This window comes from Streptomyces sp. f51, assembly GCF_037940415.1.
Lineage (GTDB): Bacteria > Actinomycetota > Actinomycetes > Streptomycetales > Streptomycetaceae > Streptomyces.
This window is the reverse complement of the sequence record NZ_CP149798.1, coordinates 4,100,007-4,120,000: the sequence shown is the minus strand read 5'-3', so window position 1 is coordinate 4,120,000 and position 19,994 is coordinate 4,100,007. Positions and strand designations below refer to the sequence as shown.

17 protein-coding genes (1 of these 17 only partly in view) are annotated in these 19,994 nt (G+C 73.1%); 6 read left to right on the top strand and 11 right to left on the bottom strand.

Going from position 1 to position 19,994, the window contains the following annotated elements:
• Positions 1-192, top strand: partial view of a tryptophan--tRNA ligase gene (gene trpS / locus WJM95_RS17995; protein WP_339130738.1) — the end only. It extends 813 nt beyond the left edge of the window; only the last 192 of its 1,005 coding nucleotides appear in the window; the start codon falls outside the window, past its left edge; the stop codon is at positions 190-192.
• 69 nt (positions 193-261) lie between these two features.
• Here the strand turns inward: trpS and proC are convergent, their stop codons facing one another.
• The 3 genes from proC to WJM95_RS17980 all read right to left on the bottom strand — a co-directional run bounded on the left by proC (position 262) and on the right by WJM95_RS17980 (position 2,871).
• Entirely contained in the window at positions 262-1,071 is an 810-nt protein-coding gene (gene proC / locus WJM95_RS17990; RefSeq protein WP_339130737.1) for a pyrroline-5-carboxylate reductase, read from the bottom strand.
• A 145-nt stretch (positions 1,072-1,216) separates the two neighbouring features.
• A complete protein-coding gene (locus WJM95_RS17985; protein WP_339130736.1) occupies positions 1,217-2,050 on the bottom strand; it encodes an ABC transporter permease in 834 nt (277 codons plus the stop codon).
• Positions 2,047-2,871: an ABC transporter ATP-binding protein gene (locus WJM95_RS17980; RefSeq protein ID WP_339130735.1), complete on the bottom strand. Its 825-nt coding sequence runs from the start codon at positions 2,869-2,871 to the stop codon at positions 2,047-2,049. The genes WJM95_RS17985 and WJM95_RS17980 overlap by 4 nt, the downstream gene beginning before the upstream one ends.
• 554 nt (positions 2,872-3,425) lie before the next feature.
• Between WJM95_RS17980 and WJM95_RS17975 the strand changes: the two genes are divergently transcribed.
• Positions 3,426-4,847 (top strand): SulP family inorganic anion transporter, encoded by a 1,422-nt coding sequence (locus WJM95_RS17975; protein WP_339130734.1) that lies wholly within the window; start codon positions 3,426-3,428, stop codon positions 4,845-4,847.
• On the opposite strand, the gene WJM95_RS17970 is transcribed toward WJM95_RS17975, so the two are convergent.
• The 3 genes from WJM95_RS17970 to WJM95_RS17960 all read right to left on the bottom strand — a co-directional run bounded on the left by WJM95_RS17970 (position 4,811) and on the right by WJM95_RS17960 (position 6,870).
• A complete protein-coding gene (locus tag WJM95_RS17970) occupies positions 4,811-5,644 on the bottom strand; it encodes a class I SAM-dependent methyltransferase (RefSeq protein ID WP_339130733.1) in 834 nt (277 codons plus the stop codon). The genes WJM95_RS17975 and WJM95_RS17970 overlap by 37 nt on opposite strands.
• 340 nt (positions 5,645-5,984) lie before the next feature.
• Positions 5,985-6,482, bottom strand: coding sequence for an EamA/RhaT family transporter (locus tag WJM95_RS17965; protein WP_339130732.1), 498 nt, complete (start codon positions 6,480-6,482; stop codon positions 5,985-5,987).
• 67 nt (positions 6,483-6,549) lie between these two features.
• Positions 6,550-6,870 carry a hypothetical protein gene (locus tag WJM95_RS17960; protein ID WP_339130731.1) on the bottom strand — a complete coding sequence of 107 codons (321 nt, stop codon included), beginning with the start codon at positions 6,868-6,870 and terminating at the stop codon, positions 6,550-6,552.
• Positions 6,871-7,004: 134 nt separating this feature from the next.
• Between WJM95_RS17960 and WJM95_RS17955 the strand changes: the two genes are divergently transcribed.
• Positions 7,005-9,173, top strand: a complete 2,169-nt coding sequence (locus WJM95_RS17955; RefSeq protein ID WP_339130730.1) for a serine/threonine-protein kinase — start codon at positions 7,005-7,007, stop codon at positions 9,171-9,173.
• Between the two features lie 65 nt (positions 9,174-9,238).
• On the opposite strand, the gene ilvD is transcribed toward WJM95_RS17955, so the two are convergent.
• The 4 genes from ilvD to WJM95_RS17935 form a co-directional block, all read right to left on the bottom strand.
• Positions 9,239-11,092 carry a dihydroxy-acid dehydratase gene (gene ilvD, locus WJM95_RS17950; RefSeq protein WP_339130729.1) on the bottom strand — a complete coding sequence of 618 codons (1,854 nt, stop codon included), beginning with the start codon at positions 11,090-11,092 and terminating at the stop codon, positions 9,239-9,241.
• 169 nt (positions 11,093-11,261) lie between these two features.
• A complete protein-coding gene (locus tag WJM95_RS17945) occupies positions 11,262-11,879 on the bottom strand; it encodes a TetR family transcriptional regulator (RefSeq protein ID WP_339130728.1) in 618 nt (205 codons plus the stop codon).
• Positions 11,876-12,700, bottom strand: a complete 825-nt coding sequence (locus WJM95_RS17940; RefSeq protein ID WP_339130727.1) for a sugar phosphate isomerase/epimerase — start codon at positions 12,698-12,700, stop codon at positions 11,876-11,878. Before WJM95_RS17940 ends, WJM95_RS17945 begins: the two co-directional genes overlap by 4 nt.
• A gap of 446 nt (positions 12,701-13,146) precedes the next feature.
• Positions 13,147-14,079, bottom strand: a complete 933-nt coding sequence (locus WJM95_RS17935) for a Ppx/GppA phosphatase family protein (RefSeq protein ID WP_339130726.1) — start codon at positions 14,077-14,079, stop codon at positions 13,147-13,149.
• Between the two features lie 125 nt (positions 14,080-14,204).
• On the opposite strand from WJM95_RS17935, the gene WJM95_RS17930 reads away from it, so the two are divergent.
• Positions 14,205-15,053 (top strand): hypothetical protein, encoded by an 849-nt coding sequence (locus WJM95_RS17930; RefSeq protein ID WP_339130725.1) that lies wholly within the window; start codon positions 14,205-14,207, stop codon positions 15,051-15,053.
• A gap of 51 nt (positions 15,054-15,104) precedes the next feature.
• Here WJM95_RS17930 and WJM95_RS17925 read toward each other — a convergent pair whose 3' ends face one another.
• Positions 15,105-16,895, bottom strand: coding sequence for a hypothetical protein (locus tag WJM95_RS17925; RefSeq protein WP_339130724.1), 1,791 nt, complete (start codon positions 16,893-16,895; stop codon positions 15,105-15,107).
• 402 nt (positions 16,896-17,297) lie between these two features.
• Here WJM95_RS17925 and radA point away from each other — a divergent pair, with 402 nt between their 5' ends.
• Together radA and disA are read left to right on the top strand one after the other, a co-directional pair.
• Entirely contained in the window at positions 17,298-18,707 is a 1,410-nt protein-coding gene (radA, locus tag WJM95_RS17920; protein WP_339130723.1) for a DNA repair protein RadA, read from the top strand.
• 68 nt (positions 18,708-18,775) lie between these two features.
• Positions 18,776-19,900, top strand: a complete 1,125-nt coding sequence (disA, locus tag WJM95_RS17915; RefSeq protein ID WP_037625884.1) for a DNA integrity scanning diadenylate cyclase DisA — start codon at positions 18,776-18,778, stop codon at positions 19,898-19,900.
• The last annotated feature ends 94 nt before the right edge of the window (positions 19,901-19,994 follow it).

Genomic DNA, 19,994 nt, shown 5'->3' with positions numbered 1-19,994 from the left:
AAGAAGGACACCGCCGACGCCGTGGTCGAGCTTCTCAGGCCCGTGCAGGAGAGGCACAAACAGCTCTGCGCGGATCCCTCGTACGTGGAGGGGGTGCTGCGGGACGGGGCGCGGCGGGCCAGAGGGATGGCGCGGCCGACGGTGGACTCGGCCTACGAGGCCATCGGCCTGCTGGCGCCCACGGCCGGATGACCGGACCGGCCCCCGGGCGCCGAGGGCTGCTCGGTGCGCGGGGGCCGGTCGGAGCTCGGGGTGGGCGCGTCAGCTGTTGCCGGAGGCGAGTTCGCGGCTGCGGTCGCGGGCCGCTTCCAGTGCGGCGATGAGTGCGGCGCGTACGCCGTGGTTCTCCAGCTCGCGGATCGCGTTGATCGTGGTGCCCGCGGGGGAGGTGACGTTCTCGCGGAGCTTGACCGGGTGCTCGCCGCTGTCGCGGAGCATCACGGCGGCGCCGATCGCGGACTGGACGATCAGGTCGTGCGCCTTGTCGCGGGGCAGGCCGAGCAGGATGCCCGCGTCCGTCATGGCCTCGACCAGGTAGAAGAAGTACGCGGGTCCCGAACCGGAGAGAGCCGTGCAGGCGTCCTGCTGCGACTCGGGGACGAGCAGGGTCTTGCCGACGGCGCCGAAGACCTCCTCGGCGTAGGCCACGTGTTCCGCGGTGGCGTGGCTGCCCGCGGAGATGACGGACATGGCCTCGTCCACGAGGGCGGGGGTGTTCGTCATGACCCGGACGACGGGCGTGCCCGGGGCCAGGCGCTCCTCGAAGAAGGAGGTCGGGATGCCGGCCGCGCCGCTGATGATCAGGCGGTCGGCGGGGATGTGGGGGGCGAGTTCGTCCAGCAGGGCCCCCATGTCCTGGGGCTTGACCGTGAGGATCAGGGTGTCCGCGGTCTTCGCCGCTTCGGCGTTGCCGACCGGGGTGACGCCGTGCCGTTCCCGGAGTTCCCTGGCCCGCTCCGGCCGACGGGCGGTGACCAGGAGGTCGGTGGGGGCCCAGCCGGCTCGGATCATTCCGCTGAGCAGGGCTTCGCCGATCTTGCCGGTGCCGAGGACTGCGACTTTCTGAGGCATGGTGCGGGTGCCCTCCGGGAGTTGGGTCGTCCGCTGTTCATCCTCCCACCGGGATCATGGGGGCGGGCGGGATGTCCGGTGGGCGGACGGAGGGCGGCCGCCCCCGCCGCCCATGGCCGCGGGGTGCCGCGGCGTACTCGGCGTACTACGGCGTCCGGCGTCGCAGGGTCGCCGCTCCGAGCCCCAGGACCAGTAGCGCGCTGCCGGCGACGATCAGTACGTCGCGCACGAACGTCGCGGTCATGTCGGTGTGCTTGAGGACCTCGTTCATGGCGTCGACCGCGTACGACATCGGGAGGACGTCGGAGATCGCCTCCAGTACGGGGTGCATGTCGGAGCGCGGGGTGAACAGGCCGCACAGCAGGAGCTGCGGGAAGATCACCGCCGGCATGAACTGGACGGCCTGGAACTCGGAGGCGGCGAACGCCGAGACGAAGAGGCCGAGGGCCGTTCCGAGGAGGGCGTCGAGGAGGGCCACCAGCAGGAGGAGCCAGGGAGAGCCGGTGACGTCCAGGCCGAGGACCCAGACCGCGAGTCCGGTGGCCAGCGCCGACTGGATGATCGCGAGCGCGCCGAAGGCGAGGGCGTAGCCGGCGATCAGGTCGCCCTTGCCCATGGGCATGGCGAGGAGGCGTTCGAGGGTGCCGGAGGTGCGCTCGCGCAGGGTCGCGATCGAGGTCACCAGGAACATCGTGATCAGCGGGAAGATCCCGAGGAGGGACGCGCCGATGGAGTCGAAGGTGCCGGGGCTGCCGTCGAAGACGTAGCGGAGCAGGACCAGCATCACGCAGGGGACGAGGATCATCAGCGCGATGGTGCGCGGGTCGTGCCGGAGCTGGCGCAGGGCGCGGGCCGCGGTGGCCGTCGTACGGGAGAGGTTGAGCGCGCTCGGGCGGGAGGCCGGGGCCGGCCGTCCCGGAGCGGCGTCGGGCTCGGGTGCGGCGGGTGGAGTGGGGCTCGTGGCCGCGGTGGAACTCATCGTGCGGTCTCCTCGCGGGAGTCGGGGCCGGGGACCGGGGCGTGCGCGGCCGTGGCCGGCGCGGACTGCCGCGCGGCGGCGACCGCCTCGTCCACGAGGTGCAGGAAGGCGGCTTCGACGGTGTCCGAGCCGGTTCGTTCGCGCAGGGCTTCAGGGGTGTCGTCGGCGAGGATCCCGCCCTCGCGCATCAGCAGGAGCCGGTGGCAGCGCTCGGCCTCGTCCATGACGTGGGAGGAGATGAGGAGCGTCGTGCCGCGCTCCTGCGCGATGGAGTGGAAGAGGCTCCACAGATCGCGGCGCAGGACGGGGTCGAGGCCGACGGTCGGTTCGTCGAGGACGAGGAGTTCCGGGGCGCCGAGGAGGGCGACGGCGAGCGAGACGCGGCTGCGCTGGCCGCCCGAGAGGTTGCCGGCCAGGGAGTCGGCGTGGGTGGTGAGGTCGACGTCGGCGATGACGCGGGTGACATCCGCGTGGCGGCGGTCGGCGGCGCCCCGGCCGGGATCGAGGATCGCGGCGAAGTAGTCGAGGTTCTGGCGGACGCTCAGGTCGTCGTAGACGGAGGGCGCCTGGGTGACGTAGCCGATGCGGGAGCGCAGTGCGGCGTCGCCCGCGGGGAGGCCGAGGACTTCGAGGGTGCCGCCGACCTTGGCCTGGGTGCCGACGGTCGCGCGCATCAGCGTGGACTTTCCGCAGCCGGAGGGGCCGAGCAGGCCGGTGATCTGGCCGCGCGGGACGGTGAAGTCGAGTCCGTGCAGGACGGTGCGGGTGCCGCGGACGACGGTGAGGCCCTCGGCGCGGACGGCGGGCGGGGAAAGGGGCACGGGTTTTCCTGTGGGGTCGGGCGGACGCGGACGAATAATCATCACATGATGAATATTCCTCTCGCGGGATGCGCGGGTCAAGGGCCGCACGGCACCGACATGGGGCCGGGCGGGGAGGGGCGCGGCGGCGAGCAGGGCGGGCAGGCGGCGGGGAGGGGCGCGATGACGGATGGCGCGGGGCTCGGTGACGAGTGACGAGTGACGAGTGACGAGTGACGAGTGACGAGTGGTGAGGGGCGGGGTTACGGGTGATGGGTGGGGCGGGGTGACGGGTGGCGCGGGGCTTGGTGGCGAGTGATGGGTGGTGAGGGGTGGGTGACGGGTGGCGCGGGCGTGCGGCGGCGCGAACGGAACGCGATCGTCCGCGGCGCTCCCGCATCACGCGCTCCCGCATTCGCGTGACCCTGGCCGCTAGGTGCTGCGCGGCCAACGGGCTTACCTGACAATGGATTTCACTGCGCGATACGGCCCCGTGCCGGGTCGCGCGGTCCGCCGTGCCCTCCCCCGGCCCGGCACCCACGCATCTCCCGCTGTCGACCGGAGGTGCTGTCGTGATGCGCAAGGCCGATCTGTTCGCGTCCCTCGTCGTCTTTCTGGTGGCGTTGCCCCTGTGTGTCGGGGTCGCCATAGCGTCCGGTGTACCGGCCGAACTGGGGCTGGTGACCGGAATCGTCGGCGGGCTGGTCGCCGGGGCGCTGCCCGGCAGCAGTCTCCAGGTGAGCGGCCCCGCCGCCGGGCTGACCGTGCTCGTGTACGAGGCAGTGCGGTCGTACGGGGTCCAGGCGCTCGGCGTGCTGGTGCTCGGGGCCGGGCTCGTGCAGCTCGGACTCGGGGTCCTGCGGCTGGGGCGGTGGTTCCGGGCCGTGTCGGTGGCCGTGGTGCAGGGGATGCTCGCCGGGATCGGGCTCGTGCTGATCGCGGGCCAGGTGTACGCCATGGGCGACGCGGCGGCGCCCTCCGACGGGCTCGGGAAGATCGCCGGGCTCGTGTCACTGGCCGGGGCCGCCGATCCGGTGGCGCTCGCGGTCGGGGGCGCCACCGTCGCCGTACTGCTGCTGTGGCCGCGCTGGCGGCGGGGCGCACGGGTGGTGCCGGCGCCGCTGCTGGCGGTGGCGCTCGCCTCGGCCGTGACCGGGACCTTCGGCCTCGCGGTGCGGCGCGTCGAGATCCAGGGGCTGTTCGACGCCGTACGGCCGCCGTCCACCGCGGATCTGGGCCGGCTCACGGAGGTGGGCGTGATCGGGACGGTGCTGGCGTTCGCGCTGATCGCCTCGGCGGAGTCGCTGTTCAGCGCGGCGGCGGTGGACCGGCTGCACCAGGGGCCGCGCACCGACTACGACCGTGAGCTCATCGCGCAGGGCGCCGGCAACGCCGTGTGCGGGATGCTCGGGGCGCTGCCCATGACCGCGGTGATCGTGCGGAGCGCCGCCAATGTGCACGCGGGTGCGCGGACCAAGGCGTCGCGGGTGCTGCACGGGGTGTGGCTGCTGCTCTTCACGGCCGTGGTGCCGGCGGTGCTCGGGCTGATTCCGGTGGCGGCGCTGGCGGGGCTGCTGGTGCACGCGGGGTGCAAGCTGGTGCCGGTGCGGGAGGTGCGGGCGCTGTGGCGCGGGCATCGCGGTGAGGTGGGCGTGCTCACGGTGACCGCGGTGGCGATCGTGCTGGGGAACCTGTTCGAGGGGGTGCTGGTCGGGCTCGCGCTCGCGGTGGCCAAGACCGCCTGGGACATCAGCCATGTGCATGTGGAGACGGAGGACCGGGGCGCCGCGGGCCTGGTCGTACGGGTGGTCGGCAACGCCACGTTCCTGCGGCTGCCGAAGCTGCTGGACGCCCTGGAGGCGTTGCCCCGCGACCGTGTCGTACGGCTGGAGCTCGGCGGGCTGCGGCATGTGGACCACGCGTGTGCGGCGGCCCTCGACGCGTGGGCCGCCGGGCGGGATCACGGGCGGATCGCCACCAGCAGTTCCACGACGTAGGCCTCCTCCACGAATCCTTCGGGGAAGGCCTGGAGGAGGTGGTTCCGTTCCTCGGCGAAGAACGCGGCGGTGGCCTCCTCGCCGAGGACCAGGAACTGCGAGTGGCTGCCGATGTTGGCGAGGCGGGTGTCGACCGGGACGCGCCGGCTCCAGCGGACCCGGCGGTGTTCGAAGGCGAGGGTCCCGCTGGGGTCGGCGGCCAGGGAGTGAGCGGAGTGGGCGGAGCAGGAACTCCTGTCCGCCTTCAGGTCCTTCTCGTCCAGGCCGAGGAAACGTCCGGCGCGCCGGGCCGCCGCCTCGATCCACGGGACGTCGAGGGCCTCGGTGTTCCACCACAGCGCCAGGGCCCCGCCGGGACGCAGCACGCGCACGGCCTCCGGCACCGAGCGGCGCGGCTCGGTCCAGTGCCAGGACTGGGCGTAGGTGATGAAGTCCATGGAGGCGGTCGCGAGGGGCAGGGCGTCGCCGCTGCCCCGGACGATCGGGATGCGGGGGTGGACGCGGCGGAACTCGGCGGCCATGCCCGGGCCGGGCTCCACGGCGAGGACGTCCGCGCCGCGGTCGTGCAGGAGCCCGGTCGAGATGCCGGTGCCCGCTCCGACATCGGCGGCCCCGGCGCCGCGCAGCGACCGGCCCGCCAGGTCTTCCACGGCGTCGAAGAGGGCGGGCGGGTACGAGGGACGGTTGGCGGCGTACTGCGCCGCGGCACCGTCGAACGAACGGGCCCGCGCGGCGTGCAGGGCGGCTCCGGGAGGCGAGGAGGGAGTGGAGGGCGAGGGCGACGAGGAAGGCTTCATGGGGTCATGATCGCGGGTGGTGCGGGGGCGGGACAGGGGGTTTTCTGTCGCGGGGGCCGGGGTGGGGCGGGGGCGGCCGGGTACGGGGGCGCTTCGTCGCCGGACCGACTCCGGTGAGGGCACGCGGGCCAGGCGGTTCGGTCGGGTGGGGCGGTGCTTCGTCGCCGGACCTGGTCACGCGCGGGGGCGCTACTTCGCCGATCCCGGGCACACGCGGGGGCGCTACTTCGCCGATCCCGGCCAGGCTCGGCAGCGCCACTTCGCCCGCCCCGGTCCCGCGCGGGGGCGCTATTTCACCGGGACCCGGTCGGATGCCGCGCCGCGTCCTCGTCGGACCCGGTCAGGCGCGGCGGCGCTTCTTCGCCGGGTTGCCAGCTCGGCGTTCGGTGCGGCGGGTGTACTGCTCCTTCGCCGTCTCGTACTCCGTGCGGTGGAGCTTCTCGCCCGGCGCTTCGGTGAGGGAGCGGAGGGAGTAGGCGAGGAGGGAGCCGACGAAACCGATCGTGAGCAGACCGCGCAGCTTGGCCCGGCGCTCGGGGTCGGGACGCTTGGAGAAGGACTCCCAGGTGTGGCCGAACGCGAGCGCGGTGCACACCGCGAACATCACCACGACCATGACGGTCACGAGAGTGCCCACGTTCCCGATGGTCAGGCCCTCGTAGGCGAAGCGGAGCACGAAGCAGGAGGCCACCGCGGCGACCGGCGCGCCGACGGCCACGCCGATCCGGCGGGCGGTGTAGCCGCCGTCGTGCTCCACCCAGGTCGTCCCGAAGAACCGCAGGGGCTCGGGCTGGGGCCCCGCGGGGGTACCGGTTCCGGTGCTGGTCTCGTCGCTCACCGGACGATTATCGCCCCGGTGACGATCCGATCCGCCGCCGCGGGTGCCCGAGGGCCGGGAGGCTCGGTCAGGAACACTTGGCGGCGACGTAGCCGTCGCTGCCGGTCTGGACGTAGGCGTCCGACACGAACTGGCCGTTCGAGATGTTGTCCCAGATGTTGCTCGTCCCGAACGGGCCGGCCACGGACTCGCCCGGGCACTGGCAGTAGATCGGGACGCGGGACCCCGCCGGCAGGGTGCGGACGACGCTGAAGTGGGTTCCCGGACCACTGCGGACGTTGACGACGTGGCCCGGCGCGAGCGGGTAGGTGCGCAGCGCCTGGGCAGTGGCCGACATCCCGTCCGCCGAATCCGCCGAATCCGTGATCACAATGTCTTCCGTGGCCATGCTGCCGTCCCCCGTTGATTGATTCACGCCAATTTCTGGCCGCGCGCCGAGGCTAGCAAGCCGCCGAGGTTTCGCACGAAGGATCGACTAGGCTCTGCGCGTCGCGCATGCGGTCGATCCCACGGGGGTGAGTGATGCCGCCACAGCGCAGCACCGGTACGGACTCGGAAGCGGAACATCCGCGCTACGCCGGGCAGTACCTGCTGGAGGCGAGACTGGGCTCCGGTGGCATGGGAATCGTGCATCTGGCGCGGTCCGCCTCCGGGTTGCGGCTGGCCGTCAAGGTCGTGCACGCCGAGTTCTCCCAAGACCCCGAGTTCCGGGGGCGGTTCCGTCAGGAGGTCGCGGCCGCGCGACGGGTCAGCGGTGCCTTCACCGCGCCCGTGGTGGACGCCGACCCCGACGCCGCACACCCGTGGATGGCGACCCTGTTCATCCCGGGTCCGACCCTCGCCGAACACGTGAAGCGGAACGGCGCGCTGTCCACGGACCGGTTGCGCCATCTGATGGCCGGACTCGCCGAGGCCCTGCGGGACATCCACCGGGCCGGGGTCGTCCACCGCGACCTCAAGCCCAGCAACGTCCTGCTGGCGGAGGACGGGCCGAAGGTCATCGACTTCGGCATCTCGCGCCCCTCGGACAGTGAACTCCGCACGGAGACCGGGAAGTTGATCGGCACGCCGCCGTTCATGGCGCCGGAGCAGTTCAGCAGACCGCGGCATGTCGGACCGGCGGCGGACGTGTTCGCCCTCGGGTCGGTGATCGTGCACGCGGCCACCGGGAGCGGGCCCTTCGACTCGGACAGCCCCTATCTGGTCGCCTATCAAGTCGTGCACGACGAGCCGGACTTGACCGGGGTGCCGGACGAGCTGCTCGACCTGGTCGCGCGCTGTCTCGCCAAGGAGCCCGAGGACCGGCCCACCCCGGACGAGCTGATGACCGCGCTGCGTTCGGTCTCAGCCTCGTACGACACCCGGGCCTTCATACCCGAACAGCGCACCGGCGGCGGGGAGTCGGCCGTACCGGAGCGGGCATCGCGTCCACGTCCGCGGCCCCGGCGGCCGGAGGGTGCCGAGGACCGTACTCATGTGGCGGCACAGAAACGGGGCGGCAGGCGCCGGCGCCTGCCCGCGCTCGTCGTGGCCGCCGGGCTCGCCCTCGTCACCGGCGTCGTCGTCGGCGCCTTCGGTCTGCCCGGCACGTCGCAGAGCCCGGCTGGGGAACACCACGCCGCTCTCCCGCCCGGGCACGCCTTCCGGCCCTGGAGTCTCGATCTGAAGACCTCCGGCTCCGAAGCCGCAGGCCGGCCGCAGTGCACGTACACGCCCCGAGCCCTGCTGTGCGTCCGGCCCGGTGTCCTTGCCGCGGCGATGGATCCGGACAACGGCGAAGTGCTGTGGTCCCGGAGCGACACGGGGACCACCAGCGCCTACTCCACCCCGGCCCCGGTCCTTTCCGGCGGGCTCCTGCTGGTCGGCAGCGGTGACGGGCGACGGCTGACCGCACTGGACCCTGCCACGGGCGCGACGCGCTGGACCCGGGACGTCGGGCGCTACGAAGGCCGTATCGCCCACGCCGCCGGCGTGGTCCTGCTCGTCGCCCCCGACTCGGAGGTCACCGCGCTGGACGCCGCCACGGGCAGGGAGAAGTGGCGTCACACCGTCCCCGGGATGCACCTCCCCCAGTTCCACTCGTTCGGTGACGGGGTCGCCTACGCGATCTCGACGCCGACGGTGACCGAGACCCGGGTGGCCGCCGTGGATCCTCGGACCGGTGCCACGACCTGGCAGCGGACCATGAACGGGCAGCTCGGCGTAGTGGCGGCCCACGACGGAACGGTCTGGTTCACGTCGACCACCGCCGACCAGTACACGGACGCCGTACTGCGTTACGACGTGGCGGAGCGCAGGCTTCACCGCACCGCGCTGCGCGTCCAGCAGGCCCAGGCGCAGGTGGCCGTACGGGGGGACATCGCGTATCTGCTGGGGAACGACGGTTCGCTGGTCGCCGTGAACACCAGGACGTCGAAGCAGCTGTGGCGGGTGGAGACGTCGGTCAGCAAGGCGTCCGCCCCGGCCGTGGCCGGAGGACGTCTCTATCTCACCGCGGTGGACGGGCGTCTCCTCGCCGTCGACGCCGACCGGGGCGCGCTGCTCGGCCAGACCAGGCCGCGTCCTGGCGGCACCCGGGGCTCGCTCGTCAGTGTGCTCCCGGCCCCCCTCACCGCCGCCACCCACGTCTACGCCACCGCCCCCGACGGCACCCTCTTCGCGGTGGACGGGCGGGATCCTTCGGGGTGGTGAGACAGACGTGAAGGGGGCCGTCCCACGTGGGACGGCCCCCTTCACGCTGCTTCGACCGGCGGGCGCTAGCCCAGCTTCGAGACGTCGCGCACCGCGCCCTTGTCCGCGCTCGTCGCCATCGCCGCGTAGGCGCGCAGGGCGGCCGTCACCTTGCGCTCGCGGTTCGCGGGGGCGTAGACGCCGTTCAGGGCGTCGCGGCGGGTCTCCAACTCCTCGTCGGACACGAGCAGTTCGATGGAGCGGTTGGGGATGTCGATGCGGATGCGGTCGCCGTCACGGACCAGGGCGATCGTGCCACCGGACGCGGCCTCGGGGGAGGCGTGGCCGATCGACAGGCCCGAAGTGCCGCCGGAGAAGCGGCCGTCGGTGATCAGGGCGCAGGTCTTGCCGAGGCCGCGGCCCTTGAGGAACGAGGTCGGGTAGAGCATCTCCTGCATGCCGGGGCCGCCCTTGGGGCCCTCGTAGCGGATGACCACGACGTCGCCGTGGGTGATCTGCTTCTTGAGGATCTTGTCGACTGCCTCGTCCTGGGACTCGCAGACGACCGCCGGGCCCTCGAAGGTCCAGATGGACTCGTCGACACCGGCCGTCTTCACGACGCAGCCGTCGACGGCGAGGTTGCCCTTGAGGACGGCGAGGCCGCCGTCCTTGGAGTAGGCGTGCTCGGCGGAGCGGATGCAGCCGCCCTCGGCGTCCTCGTCGAGGGCGGCCCAGCGCTCGGACTGGGAGAACGCCTCGGAGGAGCGGACGCCACCCGGGGCCGCGTACCACAGCTCGATCGCCTCGGGGGACGGGGAGCCGGCGCGCACGTCCCAGGTCTTGAGCCAGTCGGAGAGGGACGGGCTGTGGACGGAGTGGACGTCCTCGTTGAGCAGGCCCGCGCGGTGCAGTTCGCCGAGGAGGGCGGGGATGCCGCCGGCGCGGTGCACGTCCTCCATGTAGTACGTGCGGTCCTTGGCGACGTTCGGGGCGACCTTGGCGAGGCACGGCACCCGGCGCGAGACGTCGTTGATCTCGTCCAGGCCGAACGGGACGCCCGCCTCCTGGGCGGCGGCCAGCAGGTGCAGGATCGTGTTGGTGGAGCCGCCCATGGCGATGTCGAGCGCCATGGCGTTCTCGAAGGCCGCGTGGGTGGCGATGTTGCGCGGCAGGACCGACTCGTCGTCCTGGTCGTAGTAGCGGCGCGTGATGTCGACGACCGTGCGGGCCGCGTCCTCGTACAGGCCCTTGCGGGCGGTGTGGGTGGCGAGGACCGAGCCGTTGCCGGGCAGGCTCAGGCCGATGGCCTCGGTCAGGCAGTTCATCGAGTTGGCGGTGAACATGCCGGAACAGGAGCCGCAGGTCGGACAGGCGTTCTCCTCGATACGGAGGATGTCCTCGTCCGAGATCTTGTCGTTCACGGCGTCGGAGATCGCGTCGACCAGGTCGAGGGTGCGGACCGTGCCGTCGACCAGGGTGGCGCGGCCGGACTCCATCGGGCCGCCGGAGACGAAGACCGTGGGGATGTTCAGGCGCAGGGCGGCCATGAGCATGCCGGGCGTGATCTTGTCGCAGTTCGAGATGCAGATCAGGGCGTCGGCGCAGTGCGCCTCGACCATGTACTCCACCGAGTCCGCGATCAGGTCGCGGGAGGGCAGGGAGTACAGCATGCCGCCGTGGCCCATCGCGATGCCGTCGTCGACCGCGATCGTGTTGAACTCGCGGGCGATGCCGCCGGCGGCCGTGATGGCCTCGCTGACGATCCGGCCGACGGGCTGGAGGTGGGTGTGACCGGGCACGAACTCCGTGAAGGAGTTGGCGACCGCGATGATCGGCTTCCGTCCGATGTCCGCACCGGGTACACCGGAGGCGCGCATCAGGGCGCGTGCGCCCGCCATGTTGCGGCCGTGGGTGACTGTGCGGGACCTCAGCTCGGGCATCGTCGCTCGCTCCTTCGGAGAGTTAAGACTGAAGTCGAGCGTACGCCGGTGCTCCAGGATCCGGACAGGGCGTCCGCATCCCGGAACGCACGTCTCGCCCAGCGGCTGCACGCGCACGGCGTCCGCGCAGGTCGGCGGCGTTCACCGAGGCAGGCCGGGCCTCACTCGCTCATGGGTTCGTCAGGTGCCCCTGCACCACGGGCGCCACCTTGGCCACGACGAGCTCCAGGTCCGCGGAGGCCAGCGGCTCGACCTTGATCACATGGCGCAGCATCGCGACCCCGACCAGCTGGGCCGCGGCGAGCTCCGCGCGCAGCTCCGCGTCCGGAAGGTCGAGCCGGCCCGCTATGCGGCGCAGCAGCTGGGCGGCGACGAGACGGCGGAAGACGGCGGCCGCGGTGTCGTTGTTCACCGCCGAGCGGACGATCGCGAGCAGCGGGGTGCGGCTCGTGGGGTTCTCCCAGATGCCGAGGACGAACCGGGTCAGCCGTTCGCCGACGCCGTCGAGGGAGCCCTCGACGAGCTTCTCGGGCGCTCCGAGCGCGGGGGCGAAGGCGACCTCGATGGCCGCCTCGAAGACCTGTTCCTTGGTGCCGAAGTAGTGGTGCACGAGGGCCGAGTCCACGCCGGCGGACTTGGCGATGCCGCGGACGGACGTCTTCTCGTACCCGCGCTCGGAGAACTCCTCGCGGGCCGCTTCCAGGATGCGGTCGCGGGTGGCGGGGCCCGCCTCCGTCTGGGTACGGGTGGGACGTCCCCGGCCGCGGCGGGGGGCGGCGTCCGTCATCCGCGGGGCACCTTGACGGCCGAGGCGAGGTGAAGCCGGGTGAAGGCGAGGGCTTCGGCGAGGTCGGCCTCGCGCTCCGCGCTGGACATCGCCCGGCGGGTGTTGACCTCGATGACGACATGGCCGTCGAAACCGGACAGCGCGAGGCGGTCGAGGAGTTCGGCGCAGGGCTGGGTGCCGCGGCCCGGGACCAGGTGCTCGTCCTTGCTGGAGCCGTTGCCGTCGGCGAGGTGCACGTGTCCGAGGCGGTCGCCCATGCGGTCGATCATCTGGAGGGCGTCGGTGCGGGCGGTCGCGGTGTGGCTGAGGTCGATCGTGAAGTGGCGGTAGTCGTCCTTCGTCACGTCCCAGTCGGGGGCGTACGCGAGCATCTCGCGGTCGCGGTAGCGCCACGGGTACATGTTCTCGACGGCGAACCGCACGTCCGTCTCGTCGGCCATGCGCCAGATCCCGCTGACGAAGTCGCGGGCGTACTGGCGCTGCCAGCGGAACGGGGGGTGGACCACGACGGTGCCGGCGCCGAGCTTCTCGGCGGCGGCCTTCGCGCGCTGGAGCTTGGTCCACGGGTCGGTGGACCAGACGCGCTGGGTGATCAGCAGGCAGGGCGCGTGAACGGCGAGGATCGGTACGCGGTGGTAGTCGCTGAGGCGGCGCAGCGCGTCGATGTCCTGGCTGACGGGGTCGGTCCACACCATGACCTCGACGCCGTCGTACCCGAGGCGCGCGGCGATCTCGAAGGCCGTCGCGGTCGACTCCGGATAGACGGAGGCCGTGGACAGCGCGACCTTCGCATCCGGGATGCGCACCACTGGTTCTGCCACGAGGGACAGGGTACGGGGTGCTTCCGGGGGTTGGGCGGGGGGCGGTGAGCTCGGCCGGGGGCCGCCTGGAGGGTCGTCAGGCTCTCGGGCCGGGGGGCCGGACGGGGGTCCTGCCTGGGGGGTTTGTGCCTCGGGCCCCGGGGTGGGGCGGGGCTCCGGGGAGGGTGGCGGGGGGTTGAGGGTGGGGGTGCCTTGTGATCGATGCCACGCCCTGCCGGGCTGGTGCGGGGGCGGCCACTCGCCGTGGGGAGGGCGGGGGGGTCGGCGCCTGCCCCTCGCCGGAAGCTGAGCGCGCCGTTCCCCGCGCCCCCTTCGGGGTGCCCTGCCCCCCGGGGTTTGCATGCGGGGGTGCCCACTCGCCGTGGGGGCAGGGGGCGTGTCTGCGCCTGCCCCCCCGCCGGGGGCTGAGCGCGCCGTTCCCCGCGCCCCCTTCGGGGTGCCCCCCTCTACTCCGAGGCCATCTGGTCCAGGCGGCGGAGGATGACTCCCTCTCTCAGGGCCCAGGGGCAGATTTCCAGGGTTTCGACGCCGAAGAGGTCCATGGCGGCCTCGGCGACCAGGGCGCCGGCGAGGAGCTGGCCGGAGCGGCCCGGGGAGACGCCCGGCAGTTCGGCGCGCTCGTCGGCCGTCATGGACGCGAGGCGGGGGACCCAGTCCTCCAGGGAGCGTCGCTTGAGCTCGCGCTGGACGTACAGGCCGTCGGTGGAGCGGGCCGCCCCGGCGATCCGGGCGAGCTGCTTGAACGTCTTGGAGGTGGCGACCACGTGGTCCGGTGCGCCGAACCGGGCGAACTCCCCGACCGTCCGGGCGATCTGGGCCCGTACGTGCCGGCGCAGCGCCCGCACGTCCGCCGGGTCCGCCGGGTCGGTGGGCAGCCAGCCCGCGGTGAGCCGGCCGGCGCCGAGCGGCAGCGACACGGCCGCGTCCGGCTCCTCGTCCATGCCGTACGCGATCTCCAGGGAGCCGCCGCCGATGTCGAGGACGAGCAGCTTGCCCGCCGACCAGCCGAACCAGCGGCGGGCCGCGAGGAACGTGAGCCGGGCCTCCTCGGCGCCGGTCAGGACCTGGAGCTCGACATCGGTCTCGGCCTGGACCCGGGCGAGGACCTCGTCGGCGTTGACGGCCTCGCGCACGGCCGAGGTCGCGAACGGCAGCAGGGCCTCGACGCCCTTGTCCTCGGCGGCCTCCAGGGCGTCGTGGACCGTCTCGATGAGCTTGTCGACGCCTTCGGGGCCGATCGCCCCGCTCTCGTCGAGCAGTTGGGCGAGCCGCAGTTCGGCCTTGTGCGAGTGCGCGGGAAGCGGGCGGGCACCGGGGTGGGCGTCGACCACCAGCAGATGCACCGTGTTCGAACCCACGTCGAGGACACCGAGTCTCATGTACGGAACGCTACTGCCAGCGGGGCTCTTCACGTGGGGCGGGGCGAAAGCCCACGTCGAACGGTGACCTGCGGGAGGTCACCGGGGCGTCCCCGGCCGGGGCGGAAGCGACTTACCCTGGACGCGTGCCAAAGACGAAAAAGGCGAAGTCCGACAAATCGGCCACGGGCTCCGCGCAGGCGAAGGCCACCAGCTCGAGCAAGCCCGGCAAGCCCGCGAAAAAGGGCGACGAGAAGGGGCTCGACTTCGCTCGCGCGTGGGTGGAGTTCCCTGATCCCGCCGATGACGAGCAGGTGTTCCGGTGCGATCTGACCTGGCTGACCTCCCGGTGGAACTGCATCTTCGGGAGCGGCTGCCAGGGCATCCAGGCGGGCCGCGCCGACGACGGCTGCTGCACGCTGGGGGCCCACTTCTCGGACGAGGACGACGAGAAGCGGGTGGCCGGGCACGTGGCCCGGCTCACGCCGGAGATCTGGCAGCACCATGACGTGGGCATGGAGACGGGCTGGGTCTCCAAGGACGAGGACGGCGACCGCCAGACCCGTCCCTACGAGGGGTCCTGCATCTTCCAGAACCGTCCCGGCTTCGCCGGCGGCGCGGGCTGCTCGCTGCACATCCTGGCGGTCAAGGAGGGCCGCGAGCCGCTGGAGACCAAGCCGGACGTCTGCTGGCAGCTGCCGGTGCGGCGCACGTACGAGTGGATCGACCGGCCCGACGACACCCGGGTGCTCCAGGTCTCCATCGGCGAGTACGACCGCCGCGGCTGGGGACCGGGCGGCCACGACCTGCACTGGTGGTGCACCTCGGCGACCTCGGCACACGGCGCCGGCGAACCGGTGTACGTCTCGTACCGCCCGGAACTGATCGAGCTCATGGGGCAGGCGGGATACGACCGCCTGGTCCAGCTGTGCGAGGAGCGGCTGGCCTCGCAGCTGCCGCTGGTGGCACCGCACCCTGCGGATCCGGTGGCCTGAGCCCGCGAACGGGGCGTACGACGAGGGGCTCGGCCCCGGGATGCCCGGGGCTCAGGGCGTGCCCGTGGCCGGGTCGCCGCCGTCGCCCGGCGGCGTCGAGGAGGTGCCCGGGTCCGGGGTGGACGGGCCGGTGGCGGTGGGCGTCGGCGTCGGGTCGGACGGAGTCGGGGTCGGGTCCTCGCTGGGGGTCGCGGCCGGGGTGGACCCCCTGCCCGAGGGGGTCGGAGTGCTCGCGGCGGGGTCCGGTCCCCCGCCGGGGCGGGGCGAGCCCGCCTTGCCGTACCCGGTGATCGTGACCACCGCGCCCGCCGGGGCGATCGCCACCCGCGCGGTCCAGTGGCCCGCCGGCTCGCGCAGGTGGTCGACGTAGACCTTGACCGTCAGCGACTCGCCCGGATCGAGCGTTCCCGAGGACTGGCTGAGGTAGAGCCAGGACACGCCCGTGCGCGCGGACCAGCGGACCGGGGAGCTGCCGGACGCGGTCAGCTTGATCAGGGTCGTGTCGCCGCTGGTCCCGGCCGTCACCGCCAGGTGCCCCGGGGTCGTCCCGCGAGCGCTGACGACCTCGACGGAGACGTCCGACGAACCCCCCTTGCCCGAGCCGGGTCCGGCACTGGCGTTCCCGGCGTTCTCGTAGCCACCCGCCTGCCCGCCGTTCAGGCCCTCGGAGTCCTGGGCCCCGCTCGTACTGGCCGGACGGCCGTCCACGCCCTCGCCCGTCAGGGGCGCGCCCCGGTAGGCGGCCCACAGGGCGAGGACGGGCGCTGCCACCACGGTGGCGACGATGGTCGTCGTGACGGCACGCGCGCGCAGGCGGTCTCTTCGGGCGGCGTGGTCCTTGGGGTCCATCGGGAAGCCGCGCCGGTCGAAGCGCGGAGCGCTGCCCCGCGCGCGGGGTGAGTGCGCCATCGCGCTGCGCAGGTCCGCCTGCGGGGCCCGGAGCACGGGAAGCGCCGCGGGCGTGACGCTGGTGCCGGGCCAGGCGCCGGGGACCGCGCGTTCTGCGGTGCGGCGGCAGCGGGGGCAGTCGTCGACGTGCCGGACCAGCTCGCCGCGCAGGGTGGTGCTCAGGACGAGCCGGCTGTCGCCGGTGAGCCGGGCCACGCTGGGGCAGGCGCCGGTCTCCACGACGGCGAGGGCCGCGCGGGTGCGTTCGACCTCGCAGGCGGCGGAGGCGAGCAGCTCGCGGGCCACGGTCAGGTCCATGCCGAGGACCGCGGCGACCTCGTGGGCGGCGAGCTGGTGGCGCACCGCGAGTTCGAGCGCCTCGCGCTGTTCCGGGCTGGTGCCGGCGGCCTCCGGCCAGGCCAGCAGGCCCAGTTCGCGGCGACGGTGGTCCTGGACCTCCTCGGGCACGGGAACGGCGCTCAGCGCCTCGGCCGCGCGCCGGTCGGCGGCGGCCTTGAGCGCCCGGTCCGGGGCGGCGCCTTCCCCGGGCCCTCCCGGAGCTCCGTGGGAACCGCTCGCGCGGGAGGTGCGCCGCACGGAGGAGTGCGCCGCCTGCCGCTTGCGCCGGGCCTCGGTGAGCTTGCGCAGACAGGACCAGCGGGCGAGCGCGTAGAGCCAGGCCCTGCGGTCGCCCGCGGCCTCCGGGCCGCGGGGGCCGCGCCGCTCGGCGAGCGCGAGGGCGTCCCCGAGGGCGGCGGTGGCCGCGTCGTGGTCGCACAGGACGGACAGGCAGTAGGTGAACAGACCGTCCAGATAGGGCTCGTAACGCGCGGGGGGACGCTGGGCCGGCGTGCGGGTCGCGCCGCGGGGCACGGCCGCCCGCTTGCGCGCGGTTCCGTGCGCCCGGTGTGCGCCGGTGGTGTGCGTTGAGGTCTCCGGACTGCTGCTCATCACCCGTGCGACCGTAGGTGCCCGGGGCCAGCCCCTTCCTCCCCCTTGAGGACATTTAATCCGTACGGGTGAAACGATCCCTCATAAGGGGACAGGAACCCCCGACCCCTGGCCTGGACCGTCACGGGCCGCTATGGCACTCCATGGCAGATGGCACGGCTCCGGGTCCCCGCGGGGCCCGGTCGCGCGGGGGTGGGAAGGGGGCACGGGGGCTCGCGGCGGGGCTCCGCCGGGTGCGATCGGGACGAGGCCGGGGGGGCGGTCCGGCGACCGGGGAGCGGCCCCGAGGGCGGTCCGGGACCGAAGGGCGGGTCCGGGGCCGGCTCGGGTGGGTTCGGGGCCCGGTGCGGTGGGGGTCGTACCGGCGCGTGCCGGGTTGTCAGTGGGTCCGGCTACGGTTCGGTCATGGCTGCCCGTACGAAATCCGCGAAGGACCGGCCGTCCTACCGCTGCACCGAGTGCGGCTGGCAGACGGCCAAATGGCTCGGCCGCTGCGCCGAGTGCCAGGCATGGGGGACGGTCGAGGAGTACGGCGCGCCCGCCGTGCGCACGACCGCGCCGGGCCGGGTCACCACCTCCGCGCTGCCCATCGGACAGGTCGACGCCCGTCAGGCCGCCGCCCGCAGCACCGGCGTGCCCGAGCTCGACCGTGTCCTCGGCGGGGGTCTCGTGCCCGGGGCCGTCGTCCTCGTCGCGGGCGAGCCCGGCGTCGGCAAGTCCACGCTGCTGCTGGACGTGGCCGCCAAGTCGGCGAGTGACGAACACCGCACCCTGTATGTGACGGGCGAGGAGTCGGCCAGTCAGGTGCGGCTGCGCGCGGACCGCATCAAGGCGATCGACGACCACCTCTATCTCGCCGCGGAGACCGATCTGGCGGCGGTCCTCGGCCACTTGGACGCGGTGAAGCCGTCCCTGCTCATCCTGGACTCCGTGCAGACCGTCGCCTCCCCGGAGATCGACGGCGCGCCCGGTGGCATGGCGCAGGTCCGCGAGGTGGCGGGCGCGCTCATCCGCGCCTCCAAGGAGCGCGGCATGTCCACCCTGCTCGTGGGCCATGTCACCAAGGACGGCGCGATCGCGGGGCCCCGGCTGCTCGAACACCTCGTGGACGTCGTCCTGTCCTTCGAGGGCGACCGGCACGCGCGCCTCAGGCTGGTGCGCGGAGTCAAGAACCGCTACGGGACGACGGACGAGGTCGGCTGCTTCGAGCTGCACGACGAGGGCATCACCGGGCTCGCGGACCCGTCGGGGCTCTTCCTCACGCGCCGCGCCGAGCCCGTCCCCGGCACCTGTCTGACCGTCACGCTCGAAGGCCGCCGTCCGCTGGTCGCCGAGGTCCAGGCGCTCACCGTGGACTCCCAGATCCCCTCCCCGCGCCGGACGACCTCGGGCCTGGAGACCTCCCGCGTCTCGATGATGCTCGCCGTCCTGGAGCAGCGGGGCAAGATCAGCGCCCTCGGCAAGCGGGACATCTACTCGGCGACGGTGGGCGGGGTGAAGCTCTCCGAGCCCGCCGCGGACCTCGCCGTCGCGCTCGCCCTGGCGTCCGCCGCCAGTGACATCCCGCTGCCCAAGAACCTGGTCGCGATCGGCGAGGTGGGGCTCGCGGGCGAGGTCAGACGGGTCACGGGGGTCCAGCGCCGGCTGGCCGAGGCCCACCGGCTGGGCTTCACGCACGCCCTCGTGCCGACCGACCCGGGCAAGGTCCCGGCCGGTATGAAGGTCCTGGAAGTGGCCGACATCGGCGCGGCTCTGAGTGTCCTTCCGCGCTCGCGTCGCAGAGAGGCCCCACGGGACGAGGAGCAGCGCCGGTAGACTTTGCCCTGGTCTCGCCCGTCCGTACGAAACGAGGGCGACCGAAAACCTGCGACCGGAGGAGTGCAGTGGCAGCCAACGACCGGGCAGCAGCTCCCGGAAAGTCCGGCGGGAGCTCCGGTGCCGATGGCCTGATGCGCGCCTCACTGAGCGCCGTGGCGCCCGGCACGGCCCTGCGCGACGGGCTCGAACGGATCCTCCGGGGCAATACGGGCGGACTCATCGTGCTCGGCTCCGACAAGACCGTCGAAGCGATGTGCACGGGTGGATTCGTCCTGGACGTCGAGTTCACCGCGACCCGGCTGCGCGAGCTGTGCAAGCTCGACGGCGGCATCGTGCTCGACAAGGACATCACCAAGATCCTCCGGGCGGGTGTGCAGCTGGTGCCCGACCCGACGATCCCGACGGAGGAGACGGGCACCCGGCACCGCACCGCGGACCGGGTGAGCAAGCAGGTCGGCTTCCCCGTGGTCTCGGTCTCGCAGTCGATGCGCCTGATCGCGCTGTACGTGGACGGTCACCGCCGGGTCCTGGAGGACTCGGCCGCGATCCTCTCCCGCGCCAACCAGGCCCTCGCGACCCTTGAGCGCTACAAACTGCGTCTGGACGAGGTCGCGGGCACGCTGTCGGCGCTGGAGATCGAGGACCTGGTCACCGTCCGGGACGTCTCCGCGGTCGCCCAGCGGCTGGAGATGGTGCGCCGCATCGCCACCGAGATCGCCGAGTACGTGGTGGAGCTGGGCACGGACGGGCGTCTGCTGACCCTCCAGCTCGACGAGCTGATCGCCGGTGTCGAGCCCGACCGCGAGCTGGTCGTCCGGGACTACGTGCCCGAGCCGACCGCCAAGCGTTCCCGCACGGTCGACGAGGCGCTGTTCGAGCTGGACGCGCTCAGCCACGCCGAGCTTCTCGAACTGTCCACGGTGGCCAAGGCGTTGGGGTACACCGGCTCTCCCGAGGCGCTGGACTCGGCGGTCTCTCCGCGGGGCTTCCGGCTTCTCGCCAAGGTGCCGCGTCTGCCCGGCGCGATCATCGACCGGCTCGTGGAGCACTTCGGCGGGCTCCAGAAGCTGCTCGCCGCGAGCGTGGACGACCTCCAGACGGTCGACGGCGTGGGCGAGGCGCGGGCGCGCAGCGTCCGCGAGGGTCTGTCCCGTCTCGCGGAGTCCTCGATCCTGGAGCGCTACGTCTAGAGCGATCCAGGAGCGCTTGGAGCGCTTGGAGCGCTACGTCCCGAGCGCGAGGCGCATCCGGGGAGCGGGCGCGCGCCCCGGGCGGTCCGGAGAG